Here is a 14,984-nt window from a genome sequence, read left to right on the forward strand (position 1 = left end):
GCCCACGGCTGCTAGGCAGAGCCGGATCTTCGCGAAAGGCTCCAGATCAGCCTGCTTTGGCGAGAAGATCGTCTCCATTGAAGGTGATATGGAAAACCCGCCCGTCGAACAGGCTTTTGAGAATGTTCGACGGTTCGCGGGTCGCCTCGCGAATATCCGAAGACAGAGCCCTATCCATCGTAGCCAGATCCGGATAACGGGTCGCCAGTACGAGCGCATAGGTCGGCGCTCCGTCATCCATAACTGCCGGCCTCAGAACGCTGACGTCCTCGGCACCCGGAAACTGCCGCCACAAAGGGATCAGCGTATCTTCGAGAAGGCTTTCGAATGCGGCTTCGTTGCCGGGACGAACCACCCCCTCAAAGAAAGCCGTGCGGACGATCAATTGACCATCCCCATCTGCCGCGGCAGCCAGAGGGAGATTTCCGGGACCAATGATAGAACGATCAACGACACGGCCAGTACCGCCATGTACTTCATCATCGGACGTGCAACATTGTGCATCTTGGTTCCGGTCATGGCGTTGGTAACGAATAGGCCGACACCGATCGGCGGCGCGAACAGGCCGAAGCCCATGGCCACGACCATGACGACGCCGAACTGCAGCGGATCGATGCCGAACTGGACGGCGATGGGCGTGAGCAGCGGTCCAAACAGGATCATCGCCGGTGCGCCCTCCAGCACCATGCCGAAGAAGATCATGATACCGACGCAGATGAGCATCAGGCTGATCGCCCCGTAGTTATGGCCGAAGTCGACCATGACGGTGGAGATCTGGTCGGGAATGCGTTCTATGATCAGCGCATAGGAAAGGCTCGATGCAGCAGCCACGATGAAGAGAATGCTGCCGGTCATGGCAGCTGCGCGCATGAATAGGCCGACGACCGCCCGCCACGACAATTCGCGGAAGAAAACCGCACCGATGACGAAAGCGTAGACCACAGCAAAAGCCGAAATCTCGGTTGACGTCGCGATGCCCGTCGCAACGCCGCGCCCGATCATGATGATCATCGCTAGCGTCAGGCCGGCGCCACCGATCAGCGGCAGGAGCGGACGGCGCGGCGTGTCGACGAACACCTTTTCCAGATCGACCTTCTTTCCGTAGATGATCGCCATGACGACGAGCGCTGCCGCCATCAGGATCGAAGGCACGATGCCGGCCATGAACAAGCCCGCGATCGATATGTTCGAGACGAAGCCGAAGATGATCAGGTTAACGCATGGCGGAATGGCTTCGGCCATTACCGCGGTGCAGGCGAGCAAGCCAGCGGTTTCATTTTCGTCGCTCTCGGTTTTGCGCACCGCCGGCATGATGACGCCGCCAACGGCCGCAATGTCGGCGAATTTCGAACCCGAGACGCCTGAAAATAGCGCCGTTGCCATGATGACGATGACGTTCAGGCCGCCGCGAAGGTGCCCGAAGCAGCGCAGCAGAAGCTCGATCAGCCGGGAGGACATGCCGTTGATCTCCATGGCGAGGCCCGCAAGCACGAAGAATGGAATTGCCAGCAGCACGAAATGGTCGGCACCGGACGTGACCTGCTGGGCCCAGACATAAATGGGCAGCGACGGGTCAAGCATGAAATAAATCAGCGCTCCGAATGCCAGCGCAAATGCGATCGGCGTTCCGAGCACGATGCCGAAAATCGCACCAACCGAAAGCATCGCCAGCGGCGACAGGCCATCCTCCAGATTCTCGTTGAGATAATATGCAACCGCAGCCACGGCCAGGCAGGTTGCCAGCGCACAGAACGCTAACGACGCCGGGGAGCGCAGCGCATGCAGGATCGACAGCAGCGCCATGCAGAAGGTGCCGACGAACACCGGCAACAGGAACCACCAGCGTGGCAGACCGGTTGACGTCGTCTGGCCCTGCGTGTCCAGCAGAAGAGTGTAGACACCATAGCAGAGCGCCACCGAAATCAGCACCGTCAGCCACGAACCGATCGATTCCAGGAAAGGCTGCCAGCGCTTCGGGAACAGCGCCACGATGATATCGATGCCAATATGGTTGGAGCGCCCGATGGCCGATGCTGCTCCAAGAAAGATCATCGTCGACATCAGGCCGCTTGCCACTTCCTCCGCCCAGTCGAAGGGCTGGTGGAAGAAATAGCGCGCGACGACAGATGCGAAGACGATGGCGACGTCAATCGCCAGAATTGCACCACCCGCATACTCGATCAGAGCAAGCAGTCTCTCGGTGAATTTTTCCGACGAGAAAGCCGGATTCTCCGAGACTGGTATGGCGGAAGACACAAGTTTCATGACGTCACCTCAGGTCCTGCGTCTGCTCAGAGCGACGTCGAAAGCTGCATGATGTGCTTGAACATGGGCTCCGTCGACGGGTACTGCTTGAGGAACGACGGATAAAGCTCTGTTTCCATGCGCTTGTGCAGGTCGGCCATTTCGGCAGCCGGCACTTCCGTATATTCGAGCCCCTCGCCTTTCAGTCTGTCCATCGCCTCGGCCTCGACCTTCGGAACCTCAGCGCGGATAGCCTGGGTTGCAACGGCCGCGGCTTCCAGGAAATCCTTTTTCAGGTCGTCCGGGATCTTGGACATGCCGAGCTTGCCGATATAGGCCAGAAGCGGAGTGTAGATGTGGCGCGTCAGGAAGCCGTATTTCACCACCTCGTCCCACTTGTAGGCGAGAACCGTTCCCGGGTCATGCTCCATGCCGTCGACCACGCCGGTCTGGGCCGCAGTGTAGCACTCGTTGATCGGGATCGGCGTCGGTGTGGCGCCGATGATATTGAAGGTCTCGATGAAGGTCTTGGTCGGCAGCACGCGCAGCTTCACGCCGTGCAATTGCTCGATCGAGGTGATCTTCTTCTTGGTGTAGATGCTGCGCGAACCGGCCTGGAATCCCCATCCCAGGATGCTCACGCCGGTGCGCTCCTGCAGAAGCTTGTCATAGGCATCGCCGACGCCGGCATCCAGCGCTTTGGCGCAGTGATCGTAGCTGCGGAACAGGAAGCCAAGGTCGAGCATGCCGAATTCCGGCACCAGATTGGCCCATATCGACGTGCCGGTGATGATCATGTCGACCGAACCGGCACGGACCTGGTTCACCACGTCGGCTTCCTTGCCGAGCTGGGCATTGGGGAAATATTCGAGCACGATCTTATCGCCAACCCGACGCGCGAGTTCGTCCTGGAACGGCTTGAACCAGAGATAATGCGAGCCGAAACGCTCCGGCGGGGCCGAAGACGAAACGCGAAGCTTGATCGCGCGGGCTGCAATGGCCGGCGTGGACAGTGCTCCTGCAGCGAAGGCAGCAGCCGTGCCCTTCACAAAGGTGCGGCGTGAAATCGATTGGATGGCAGACATGGTTCCTCCCGTTCGTCTGAATGCGTTTGCAGTTCGGTGAATTCTCAATTTTCCGGGCTTGCGCTCGATTGCGGTTCCGGGATGATTTTGCCCGGGTTCAGAATGCCCTTTGGATCGAGCGCTTTTTTGATCGCGCGCATCACCTCGACGCCGCGCCCATGCTCGAGCTCCATGAACTTCATCTTGCCGGTGCCAACCCCGTGCTCGCCGGTGCAGGTGCCGCCAAGCGCAATGGCACGCTTCACCAGGCGAGTGTTCAGCGCCTCGGCCTCGGCCAGCTCATCGGGATTGTTCGGGTCGATCACCAGACCGAGATGAAAGTTTCCGTCGCCGACATGTCCTACGGTGGAAATGAAGAACGATGCGGACGCGATATCCTTCTGTGTCTCGGCAATACAAGGGCCAAGGCTTGAAATCGGAACACAGACGTCCGTGCTCCACACCTTTGCCTGCGGGCGCATTGCCTGAACCGCATAATGGACATTGTGCCGCGCCTTCCAGAGGGCTGCGCGCTTATCCGGATCGTCCGCGCTCTCGAAATCGAGCGCGCCGTTCTGCTCGGCAAGTTCCCTTGTGAGCGCGACCTGCTCAGCCACTCCGGCGGGCGAGCCGTGAAATTCCATGAACAGCGTCGGCGTCTCCTTGTAACTGAGCCCCGAATAACGGTTCGTCGCCTCGATCGTGCGCGAGTCGAGCAACTCGACACGCGCGATCGGAATGCCGCACTGGATAATGCCGACCACCGTGGCGATCGCTTCGTCGACGGTATTGAAAGGGCAGATCGCCGCCGAAACCTTTTCCGGGATGCCATAAAGACGCAGCGTCAGTTCGGTGATGATGCCGAGCGTGCCTTCCGAGCCGACCAGAAGACGGGTGAGATCGTAGCCCGCCGACGACTTGCGCGCCCGCCCGCCGGTGATCACCACGCTGCCGTCCGCCATCACCGCGGTCAGCGAGCCGACGTTCTCACGCATCGTGCCGTAGCGCACCGCATTGGTGCCGGAAGCGCGGGTAGCAGCCATGCCGCCAAGCGTGCTCTCGCCACCCGGGTCGACGGGAAAGAACAAGCCCGTATCGCGCAAATGATTGTTCAGCTGTTGCCGGGTAACGCCCGCCTCGATTGTTACATCGAGATCTTCCGGACGAACGGCGATGATGCGGGTCATGCGGCTGAGGTCGAGACTGACGCCACCCCGAAGCGCACAGACATGACCTTCCAGCGACGTCCCTGCCCCGAAGGGAACCACCGCAACCCCGTGATCGGCGCAAATGCGCACGATCCTGGAAACCTCCTCTGTCGTCTCGGCATAGCACACAGCGTCGGGAGCCTGAACGGCGTGATAGGATTCGCCGCGCCCATGATGTTCGCGATCGGCGAGACTGAGCGTAAATCTCGGGCCGAGGAATGCGGCCAGCGACTCTGCAACTGCCTGAGGCAGGCCAACAGACCTGCCGCCATCGCTCGACGCGTGAAAACCCATGAATTGTCCTCCCAGACGGCATCGATACCGATCGATCGCCGCAAGCTGCGGTTCCACTAGCAGCAAACTTGTCACAGGGCAATACACTGTGCCTTGGATACCGTATACTGAATGTGCAAAAATAATTGCCTTGGTCAAAGCGCCGGTTTTCTTGTAGGTGGAACTGGATGATGGACGTTCCCTTCGCGGTCGAATCGTATGGGGAGCACAATTTCGCCGAATACAACCAGGTTGCCGCAGCATGCTCCCCGATCTTCAGATCGATTTACCGAAATCGCTTTCCTCGATAGTCGAGGACCGCATCCGCAACGCCATCATCAATGCAGAACTCGCTTTCGGGCAGGCTCTGCCAGAAGACAGCATGGGCTTGTCGATGGGGGTCAGCCGGACACCGATGCGCGAAGCGCTGACGCGCCTGCAAACGCAGGGACTGGTGGTCATCGTGCCGAAGAAAGGCACCTTCGTCTTCAAGCCTACGCTTGCCGATGCCGAGCAGCTGGCCTCATTCCGCCTGACGCTGGAGATGGAGGCCGTGCGCCGTTGCCACACGCATGCTCCAGAAGCCACGGTGAAGTCGATGAGAGCAGCAGTGGAGGCGATGCGCGCGGCACGCTCTGCCGGAGACGGAAAAACCTATGCGCGTGCCGACACCGAATTCCATGAGAGCTTTTTCGCCAATTGCAACAACGCTTACCTGGCGAACGCCTACCATACGGTTTCTGGCCGAATCGCAGCCCTGCGCGCGCGCCTCTCAGTTTCCCATGCTAATGAGCAGGCGACCTCATTTGAAGAGCACCTGCAGATGGTCGGGGCCTTCTCGGAGGGAAAGCTCGCCCAGATGAACAAGACGCTCAGGCAGCACATATTGCGTGCTGCATCCGCTTATGAGAATGCCCTGCGCAGGATGGGCGTCGACGACGCCTGATCTTCCATCAACTCTAAGGGTCAGTTGGCGATTGCCAGCCGCCGCCGCAGCCGTGCTGTACGACCATTGCCTCGATCTGCGGCAAACCGCACGAAGGCATTGATGTAATTGTCCTTCGTCCGAAGGATATGCGCCTGAAGCATCGTGGCCAGCTCATCGCGCTTATCGTCCGCCAGCAGTTCGATCATCGTCGCATGATCCTTGAATGAGCGGTCGGGTTCGCCTTCCGCCCTGATGGCCAGATGCGTCCGAAGTGCCGCGACGCGTCCCAGAATCATATTGTAAGCCTGTTGCAGATAGCGGTTGCCGCAGCTGTGAAAGAAAGCTAGGTGGAACTCGGTATCGGCGCGGCCGTATGCCTGCATATCCTCTGCAGCCACCGCATTGGTCATGACCGACAGCTGTTTTTGCAGATAAAGGATCGTCTCTGCGATGTCGGATGCCGGCGTCAGGGCGATGGCCTGCTGCTCCAGTCCGGTACGGTAGTCGCAAAGTTCCGCGATATCCTCCAGCGTCGGGGTGAAAACATACGTGCCGGATTTTGGGACGATATTCACGAGGCCTTCGACCTGCAGCAGGTTGAGCGCTTCGCGAACCGGGGTGCGGCTGACCTCGAACGCCGTGGCCAACGTGTCCTCCGACAGGTTCTCGCCAAACTCGAATTCCGCGTCGACGATGGCAACGCGGATTTTGTCGGCGATGGTGACCGCCAGCCCCGGTTCGGATTTCGCAGTCGGTCTTCGCATTCCACTCCCGCTCGATCAAGTGTTCATAAGAGTTGTGCCAGCCGCCTCTCGTAGCCGCTGGCACCAACGATCGTCTAGTCTCGCCGCGCCTTCAGGCTCATGCAAACAAAGAAGCCGATGATCGGGAACACCGCCAGCGTGAGGAGTGCCAGCGAGAAGCTGTCAGTTGACGTCTTCACCCAGCCAACGATATACGGGCCGGTGAAGCCGCCGATCTGCGCGAAGCCGTTGATCGCAGCCAGCCCGCCTGCCGCGGCTGCGCCGCTCAGGAACTGGGTAGGCAGCGTCCAGAAGACACCGAGATACGACCACAGGAAGAACGCGCAGGCGCAGAGCAGAAGCAGGCCTATATAGGCATTCGGCGCCAGCGCGGAGGCGGCCAGAAACAGGCCGCCGAAGAGACCAGCGATGGCGGTATGGATCTTGCGCTCGCCGGTTCGATCGGAATTTCGCGAAATGACGACAAGGCCGATCGCGGCGAACACAAACGGGATCGCCGAGACGAAACCGGCCTGCACCGTGGTCAGATCACCAATGCTCTTGACTATCTGCGGCAGCCACATGATCACGCCATACACGGCGATACCGTTGAACATGTAGACGATGGTCAGCATCCAGATACGGTAGTCTCTGAAGATCTCGCGCAGACTGTGACGTGTGTCTGCCGGCGCATTCTTCTGGTCGGCCGCGAGTTCGCGCAGCAGCCAGGCCTTTTCGTCTTCAGCTAGCCACTTGCTGTCCTTTTGCGGAGAATCGACCAGGTAGAAGAAGGTGAAGATGCCAAGCAGCACCGCAGGCAGGCCTTCAAGTATGAACATCGCCTGCCAGCCATGAAGGCCGAAGAGCCCCTCGCCGGCATCGATCAGCCAACCGGAAATCGGTGCGCCGATAACGATGGAAAGAACCGTGGCCGCCATGAAAAGCGCTGTTGCACGCCCCCTCTCCTTCGCCGGATACCAATAAGTCAGGTACAAGAGCACGCCGGGCGCAAAACCCGCCTCGGCGACACCAAGCAGAAATCGCAGAATGTAGAAGGAGGTCGGGCCCTGGACGAAGGCCATGGCGCAGGAAACGATGCCCCAGGTCACCATGATGCGGGCAATCCAGATGCGCGGACCGATCTTGTGCAGGATCATGTTGCTGGGAATCTCGAAGGCGAGATAGCCGATGAAGAAAATGCCGGCGCCAAGACCGAACATATAGGGCGTCAGCCCGATATCCTCGTTCATGTGAAGGGCCGCGAAGCCGATATTCACGCGATCGAGATAGTTGACGATGAAGCAGATAAAACAAAACAGCACGATCCGAAGGTTCAACTTCTTGATGGTGCGATCGCGAAGACTCGTATCGCTCGACGCGCCTTCGGCGTGAATGGCATTGGCCATTGGCAACCTCCCTTAAAAAACAAACAGGCCTGCCCGGCAGACCTCTCCCGGTGCACGCTATAGGTCCAAAAATTGAAACGCACAAGTGGGGTACATAAACTAGAACCCTAGTTGACATTTGGCAGGCTGTGCCGTTTTGTGCGGCCAAATTCATTCGGCATAGGGAGAAGCCAATGCAGCATTTGCAGCCGCATGCAGTGCAATCTGCTTTCTTCAAGGATCGCGTAGCTTTGGTAACCGGCGGCGCGTCGGGCATCGGATATGCGGTTGCAGGCAAGCTTGTCAGCCTGGGCGCCAAAGTTGCCATCTGGGATATCCAGAAGGAACGCCTCGACGAATGCCAGGCACGCTACGGCGACCGTGTTTTGACGCGATCGGTTAATGTTTCCGACAAGGCCGCTGTCTCGAAGGCTATGGACGAACTCACCACGGCCTGGGGCGGCGTTGACCATTTGCTCAACAATGCCGGCATCATCGGCCAGCGCATGACCGTCCAGGATTTCGATGGCGACGAGCTCGATCGCGTTCTTGCGGTCAATCTCAAGAGCATGTTCTACGTTTCGAGTGCCTTCATACGCGCATCGGGCGCAGAGTCAGGGCGGTCTATTGTCAATTTGTCGTCGATCGCGGCCCGCACAGGCGGCATGGTCGGCAACATCGCCTACGCCACGACCAAGGGAGCGGCCGCGTCCTTTACCTACGCGCTGGCAAAGGAACTCGCCCCCCATGTGCGGGTAAATGCGCTGGCGCCGGGCGTCATCAACACGGAAATCCAGAAGGATGTGTTCGCCGATCCGGCCAACATCGAGGCCATGGCCAATCTCATTCCGCTGAAGCGGCTGGGAACGGCCGAGGAAGTCGCCGATGCCGCCGTCTGGCTGCTTTCTGATGCTGCCGCCTACATTACCGGCGTGGTGCTGGACGTTTCAGGCGGCCGATAAGAACACGCAAGGGAGAGAACCTGATCATGAACAAGGCCCTCGAACTCAAGGCACTCATCGACAGCGGCACCATCGTCCAGGCTCCGGGCGCGCCGGACCCGCTCGTCGCCCGGCTGGTACAGTGCGCCGGTTTCCCCGCCGTCTACATGACCGGTTTCGGCGCCACCGCTTCCCGGCTCGGATTGCCGGACATCGGCCTGCTCAGCCAGACGGAAATGACCACCCATGCGCGCGATATGGCCCGTGCGGTCGACATTCCGATCATCGCTGACGCCGACACCGGCTATGGCGGTCCGGCAAACATCATGCGTACGGTCGAAGAGTACATCCAGGCCGGTGTTGCCGCGATCCATCTCGAAGACCAGCAGCTTCCTAAGCGCTGCGGCCAGCGCGCCGGCGTTCGCGTCATTTCGGCCGAGGAGAATGTCCGCCGGCTTCAGTGCGCCGTAGAATCGCGAAAGCAGAATCCGCTTCTGATCATCGCCCGCACCGACGCGATCCAGAGCGAAGGCATCGACGAGGCCATCCGTCGGGCAAAACTCTACCAGGGTGCCGGCGCAGACCTCGTCTTTGTCGACGGTATCAAGAAGATCGCTGACGTCGAAGCTGTCGCGAAGCATGTTTCTGGCCCGAAGGTCGTCAGCATCGTCGACGGCAACGAAACCATCGCGCTTACCGCTGCCGATCTGCAGGAAATGGGCTTTAACGTTGTCTTTTATGCACTGTCGGCCCTGTTCAGCGCTGTCAAGGCGGTGGAAGACACGCTTGCCGCCATGAAGCGCGACGGCACGCCCAAGAACCGTCAAAGCGACATGGTAACCTATGCGCAGTTCAGCGACCTGACCGGACTCTCGGCCTATGACGCGCTTGATGATCGCTACGGCTGGTCGACGCAACGATAAGCTCTCAGACGGCGACGACTTTGAAAGGTCGCCGCCTGTTCCCTGGCTCAGCGGCTGGATGATCAACGATGGTCGCTGTAGCCGAGAGCAATGCCGATGGTACGGGCAGCCTCCATCACATCGACGGAGAACTGTCTTAGCTGTTTGCGTTTGATGCGTGAATCGGGGCCAGACATGCCGATCGCGCCGATGAGCTCTCCCGAACGGCCGAGGACGGCACAGGCGACGGCTGCGATGCCATCGCGCCATTCGCCGTGGAGAACTGCCGCATAACCCTGCTGGCGCACCAGCTCGATGTCCTGCTTCAACTCTTCGATCGTTGTGCGGGTCGTATCCGTATAGTGCTTCAGATGCGGCTGGAAGCGATCGAGATAGCTGTCGGGCATCTGGGCGAGCATCGCCTTGCCGGTGGCGACCGTGAAGGCCGGCGCGCGCGATCCAACACTGGTATGGGCGCGGATATGATGGGCGCTCTCGATCTTGTCGAGATAGATCACGTCGGTATCCTCCAGCACCGACAGGTGTACGGTCTCGCCGGTAATCTCGGCGAGCCTGGTCATTGCCGGCCGTGCGACCTTGGTCAGATCCATGCGGCGAATGACGTGACTGCCCAGTTCCCAAAGCTTCGTCGTCGGCTCGTAGGTGCTGTAGGGCGGGAGTTGACGAACATAGCCCTGCTGCTGAAGCGTCACGAGCAGCCGGTGGACATTGCTCTTGGTAAATTTGAGCTCGGTCGCGAGATCGGTCACGCCGCGAGGTGCCTCGCTGACCGCAAGGGTCTCCAGCAGGCGCAGTCCCTTGATGAAGGCTTTGTCCATTCCGCAACCGTTGAGTAACTCTTCCCGCTTCGCTCTATCACGGTGGTCGAATGGTTCCAACCGCAGTGGCCGCAGCAATGTTTTTGCTGCGGCCACTGGTTTTCAGGTCTTACTGAGCAAGAAGTTCGTTCAGCTTTTCCTGGCCGTATTCCTCGTTGGTCGACTTGCCGTCAGGTGACGGTGCGCCCCAATAGTCCGGGCTCCACTCGATAGCCTTGGCGACGTTTTCCGGATTGTTGGCCCAGTAGAGACTGACTTTCGGATCCGCGGCTGCGAAAACGAGCGGCGAAGGAACAGCCACAGGGTAGAGCGTGGTGAGTTCCGCAGCGCGTTCGGCGTCGAGACGGTAGGACAGCAGCTTCAGCGCGTTGTCGTAATGCGGCGAGCCCTTCGGGATCGAGAAGAAGTCGTAATAGACGAAGCCCTCGTTCCAGGTCATGTTGACCGGAGCACCCTCGACAACGATGAGGTTGTTGATGCGGCCGGCATAGGCCATGCACATGTCGGCTTCGCCGTCGAGCAACAACTGCGGCGCCTGGGCGGCGGTCGTCCACCACTTCGAGACATGCGGCTTGATTTCGGCGATCTTCTTCAGCGCGCGCTCCATGTCGATCGGATAGAGCTTTTCCTTCTCGACGCCATCAGCCATCAGGGCAGCCTCGAACACGAAGCGCGGCCATGCCGGCAGGCAGCGCTTGCCCGGAAACTTCTCGACATTCCAGAAGTCGGCCCAGTTCTGCGGCGTCTCGCCCGAGTATTTTTCCGTCTGATAGGCCAGCGTAACACCGATGACCTGGAGCGCGACGCCCTTCGGGCGCTTCAGATTGTCAGGCATGGAAGCGAGCGTCTTTTGCGCGCCTTCGGAAAGCTTCGAATAGTCGATGTCGGCGAGGCAGCAATCGCCGAGCAGCTTCGTCTCCTGGTCGAAAATGAAGGTCAGGTCCCATTCGGTCTTGCCTGCATCGACCTGCGCCTTGATGCGCGGCCCGCTGCGGGCTTCCTGCACGGTGACCACCTTGATACCGGTCTCTTTCTCGAATGGGTCATACATGACCTGGCGCAGGGCTTCGCCATAAGCGCCGCCCGGGTCCTGCATGATGACGACATTGTCCTGCGCCAGGGCGGCACCAGCCGCCATGGTCAAAAGCGCAGTGCCGGCAATGCCGGATGCGAGGCGCTTCCATCTGCTTGTAAAAGTCATGTTTTCATTTCCCTCCGATTGAAATACTTCTCTCAAATCGCCCCGCGAGACCGTGCCAGCACAGGTCGCGCCAGGGCGATTCCACCCACCACCAGCAACACCTCGAGCGTCGAGACGACAGCCAGAACCGGGTTGAGCTGATAATTCACATCCGCCCAAAGCCTGAGCGGCAACGTCTTGAGCTGCGCGCTCGACAAGAAGAGCGAGAGCACGAGTTCGTCGAACGAATGCAGGAACGCAAAGAAGGCGGCAGCGGCCACACCCGGCGCGATCGCAGGCAGCGTGACCGTGCGAAACACCCGCAACGGTGAAGCGCCATGTACCGCGGCAGCCTGCTCGAGCTTGGGGTCAACGCCCTGCAGAGATGCGGCGATGATCACCACCACGAGCGGAATGCCGCCAATCGCGTGAGCCGCCGCCAGGCCCCAGGTGGTGCCGACCAGGTCGAAGCGCAGGAACAGGCTGTAAAGCGAAAGGCCGAGCACCACCGGCGGAACGATAACCGGGCTGACCAGAAGCAGCATGACAGCCGTCTTGCCCTTGAAGGTACCGCGAACAACGCCCATCGCCGCCGCAGTGCCGAGCATCACGGCAAGAGCAGAAGACATCAGCGCGATCGTCAAGGAATTGAAGAACGCTGCCATCCATTCGGGATCCGAGAAGAACTTCTCGTACCAGCGCAACGAGAAGCCGGGCGGCGGAAAGGTGAGAAAACTTGCCTTGCTGAAGGAGATGATCATGACCACGATGATCGGCACCATCAGGGCCAGGACGACGAAGCCGCCCATGAGACGGACCGTCCAGGCCCCGAAACTCGCGGGAAGCTGCCCGACGAGACGCAGAAGCGGCCAGCCGATCGCATCGGCGAAGAATGTGCTGATGGAACGCTGGCGGTTGCTCTTCTCACGCCCGCGGGTTTCGGATGGTCCGGGTGTCGCCTCGACGAGCTTGCCGCCGCCCCAGATGAACTCGTAGCCGAGGAACTTTCCGGCAACCGCCACCACAAGGAGCGTGATCGTGAGAAGCACGACGGCAAGCGCCTGCAGGAAGCCTTCGCTCGTGGCGAAGTCGGCCTGCTGCGTGATGTGCATCGCAAACATCTGGTCGGCAGGGCCGCCGAGAAGGGTCGGCGTGATGAAGAAGCCGAGTGCCGTGACGAACACGATGAGGACGCCTGCGCCGATGCCGGGAAGCGTAAGCGGTAGCAACACGCGCCAGAATACCGCTAGCGGGCCGGCGCCGCTTGCAAGTGCGGCGCGCGTAAGGCCCGGATCGAGTCGCGAGACGCTCGAATAGATGCTGAGAACCATCAAAGGCAGAAGGACGGCAGTCATGCCAAGGAGCACGCTTCCGCGGTTGAACAACAGCTGCGCAGGCTCGTCGAAAATTCCGAGCCAGATCGCGAGCTTGTTGATCGGTCCGTTGCGGCCGAGCAGCACCATCCAGGCGTAAGTGCGAATGAGGATGGCGATGAAATAGGGAAGCACAATCGCGGTTGCGATCAGAACCTGCGCAATGCCCTTGCTGCGATGGATCAGCAGCGCCGTTGGATATCCGAACAGCAGGCACAGGAAGGCGACCGTCGCCGATATCTTGATCGTGCGGACGAGCGAGTCCCAATAAAGCGATACCGCGAAGACGCGCTCGAAATGCGTCGCCCAGCTTGGTCCGCTGAGGCTGATACGAACGAGATCGAACAGCGGAAGCAGGTAGATGAAGGCGAGGAAACAGGCGGCAGGCAAAAGCAGCCATGCCGGTTTCCTGAGCTGGTCCGAAAGGGACGTAAAGCGCGCGCCGCGCAACGAACCCGCGACTGCCGTGCTCATGCGAGCACCCAGCAGTCTTCCGCACCCCAGCTGACATGAATGGTGTCGCCCGGCGATGGCATGGCGCGGCCGGCGATGTCCGTGCAGCGGATGAGCAGCGTCTCGCCGCTTTCCGTCTTCGCTTCGATGCGAAGGATCTCCCCCAGGAAAATGGCAGAGTTGACGGTCGCCTGCGTGGTGTTGGACGCAGCCTCGTTTGAAATGGCGATCCGTTCCGGCCGGACCAGAACCGTCGCGCGGCCGACATCGATCGCGTTGCGGCTTTCGGCGCTGAAGACGTATCCCGCCTTATTCTTCAAGGTCATGGTCGAACCGCGCTTCTGGACGATCTCGGCTTCGATCAGGTTGGATTCGCCAACGAAAGATGCGACGAAACGCGTCGCCGGATGGCGGTAGAGCTCAACCGGATCTGCGACCTGAACGATCTTTCCGGCGTCGAGCACCGCGATGCGATCGCTCATGGTCAGCGCCTCGCCCTGATCGTGGGTAACGAAAAGAATGGTGCTGCCGATCGTTTGGTGGAGTTCGCGGATTTCGATCTGGATCGACTCCCGCAGACGGCGGTCAAGCGCGCTGAGCGGCTCGTCCATAAGCACCACCTTGGGGCGCATCACGATGGCACGCGCAATGGCGACGCGTTGCTGCTGGCCGCCGCTCATCTGCGAGGGCGTCTTCAACGCATGTTCGGAAAGGCGCATGATCTCCAGCGTCTCGGCAACGCGGCGGTCCGTCGTCTCACGGTCCATGCCGGCCATGCGAAGCGGGAAGCCGACATTCTGCGACACCGTCATGTTGGGAAAGAGAGCATAGCTCTGGAAGACCATGCCGAATCCACGCTTGTGGGTGGGAACATGATGGATCGGTTTGCCGTCGACCAGAATCTCACCGCTGTCGAGCTTCTGGAAACCGGCAATCAGGTTGAGCAGCGTGGTCTTGCCGCTGCCGCTTGGCCCCAGAAGGGTGATGAATTCGCCAGGCTGAATGGTTAGGCTAATGTCGTCGGCGGCACAGAACGGCCCGTAGCGCTTGGTGACGTTCGCAACCTCGATGCTGCTGCCGATTGCCTGGAAGGCACGCCCAGAAGTGTTGCCAGCCTGTTCGGCAATATGCTGCCGGCGCTCTGCGCGCCCCGCCAATCCGTCCGTCATCTTTTCTCCTCCCAGTGTTCTATAATATAGAACACAGTTCCGCATTTATCTTCAGGGCGGACGATCAGCTTGTCAAGCGGGGTCTGCAATCCATCGAGTACGAGGGAATTTCTCAATTGAAACAATGGCATTCACTGTGGCTCCATCGATACCGTGTTTACGGCCCCGATTGCCCGATTGACAGAAAGCAAATGCTACAGCTATGCTATTTTTCAGAATAGCGTTCTATATTATAGAACAAATTGATGTTAGGCTCGGATGAGCCGCGGTGAGTCTTTAGGG

13 protein-coding genes are annotated in these 14,984 nt (G+C 59.9%); 3 read left to right on the forward strand and 10 right to left on the reverse strand.

The features are described 5' to 3' along the window. Positions 1-46: 46 nt before the first annotated feature. From BM413_RS03920 to BM413_RS03935, 4 genes are read right to left on the reverse strand one after another with little or no spacing between them, the layout of a single operon-like run. Entirely contained in the window at positions 47-385 is a 339-nt protein-coding gene (locus BM413_RS03920) for a putative antibiotic biosynthesis monooxygenase (protein ID WP_091910659.1), read from the reverse strand. Continuing rightward, entirely contained in the window at positions 382-2,265 is a 1,884-nt protein-coding gene (locus tag BM413_RS03925) for a TRAP transporter large permease (protein ID WP_091910661.1), read from the reverse strand. Before BM413_RS03925 ends, BM413_RS03920 begins: the two co-directional genes overlap by 4 nt. Positions 2,266-2,291: 26 nt before the next feature. After that, positions 2,292-3,329: a TRAP transporter substrate-binding protein gene (locus tag BM413_RS03930; RefSeq protein ID WP_091910662.1), complete on the reverse strand. Its 1,038-nt coding sequence runs from the start codon at positions 3,327-3,329 to the stop codon at positions 2,292-2,294. Between the two features lie 44 nt (positions 3,330-3,373). Next, on the reverse strand, positions 3,374-4,810 hold the full coding sequence (locus tag BM413_RS03935) for an FAD-binding oxidoreductase (RefSeq protein ID WP_091910664.1): 1,437 nt from the start codon (positions 4,808-4,810) through the stop codon (positions 3,374-3,376). 157 nt (positions 4,811-4,967) lie between these two features. Here BM413_RS03935 and BM413_RS03940 point away from each other — a divergent pair, with 157 nt between their 5' ends. Next, positions 4,968-5,735: a GntR family transcriptional regulator gene (locus tag BM413_RS03940; protein WP_139238551.1), complete on the forward strand. Its 768-nt coding sequence runs from the start codon at positions 4,968-4,970 to the stop codon at positions 5,733-5,735. Between the two features lie 20 nt (positions 5,736-5,755). Here the strand turns inward: BM413_RS03940 and BM413_RS03945 are convergent, their stop codons facing one another. Both BM413_RS03945 and BM413_RS03950 read right to left on the reverse strand, forming a co-directional pair. Then, the gene (locus tag BM413_RS03945) at positions 5,756-6,481 is read right to left on the reverse strand and encodes a GntR family transcriptional regulator (protein ID WP_091910667.1); all 726 of its coding nucleotides are present in this window, start codon (positions 6,479-6,481) and stop codon (positions 5,756-5,758) included. 74 nt (positions 6,482-6,555) lie between these two features. Beyond that, a complete protein-coding gene (locus tag BM413_RS03950) occupies positions 6,556-7,866 on the reverse strand; it encodes an MFS transporter (RefSeq protein ID WP_091910668.1) in 1,311 nt (436 codons plus the stop codon). A 173-nt stretch (positions 7,867-8,039) separates the two neighbouring features. Between BM413_RS03950 and BM413_RS03955 the strand changes: the two genes are divergently transcribed. Then, the gene (locus tag BM413_RS03955; protein WP_091910670.1) at positions 8,040-8,807 is read left to right on the forward strand and encodes an SDR family NAD(P)-dependent oxidoreductase; all 768 of its coding nucleotides are present in this window, start codon (positions 8,040-8,042) and stop codon (positions 8,805-8,807) included. A gap of 26 nt (positions 8,808-8,833) precedes the next feature. Then, positions 8,834-9,709, forward strand: coding sequence for an isocitrate lyase/PEP mutase family protein (locus tag BM413_RS03960; RefSeq protein WP_091910671.1), 876 nt, complete (start codon positions 8,834-8,836; stop codon positions 9,707-9,709). A gap of 62 nt (positions 9,710-9,771) precedes the next feature. Here the strand turns inward: BM413_RS03960 and BM413_RS03965 are convergent, their stop codons facing one another. The 4 genes from BM413_RS03965 to BM413_RS03980 form a co-directional block, all read right to left on the reverse strand. Beyond that, a complete protein-coding gene (locus BM413_RS03965; RefSeq protein WP_091910673.1) occupies positions 9,772-10,527 on the reverse strand; it encodes an IclR family transcriptional regulator in 756 nt (251 codons plus the stop codon). Positions 10,528-10,636: 109 nt separating this feature from the next. Continuing rightward, complete coding sequence (locus BM413_RS03970) at positions 10,637-11,728, reverse strand: extracellular solute-binding protein (RefSeq protein ID WP_091910675.1); 1,092 nt, start codon at positions 11,726-11,728, stop codon at positions 10,637-10,639. 32 nt (positions 11,729-11,760) lie between these two features. Further along, the gene (locus BM413_RS03975; protein ID WP_091910677.1) at positions 11,761-13,554 is read right to left on the reverse strand and encodes an ABC transporter permease subunit; all 1,794 of its coding nucleotides are present in this window, start codon (positions 13,552-13,554) and stop codon (positions 11,761-11,763) included. Next, positions 13,551-14,702 (reverse strand): ABC transporter ATP-binding protein, encoded by a 1,152-nt coding sequence (locus BM413_RS03980; RefSeq protein WP_091910679.1) that lies wholly within the window; start codon positions 14,700-14,702, stop codon positions 13,551-13,553. Before BM413_RS03980 ends, BM413_RS03975 begins: the two co-directional genes overlap by 4 nt. Positions 14,703-14,984 lie beyond the last annotated feature (282 nt).

It is taken from the genome of Mesorhizobium sp. YR577 (assembly GCF_900116595.1).
In the GTDB taxonomy this organism is placed as follows: Bacteria; Pseudomonadota; Alphaproteobacteria; order Rhizobiales; family Rhizobiaceae; genus Mesorhizobium_M.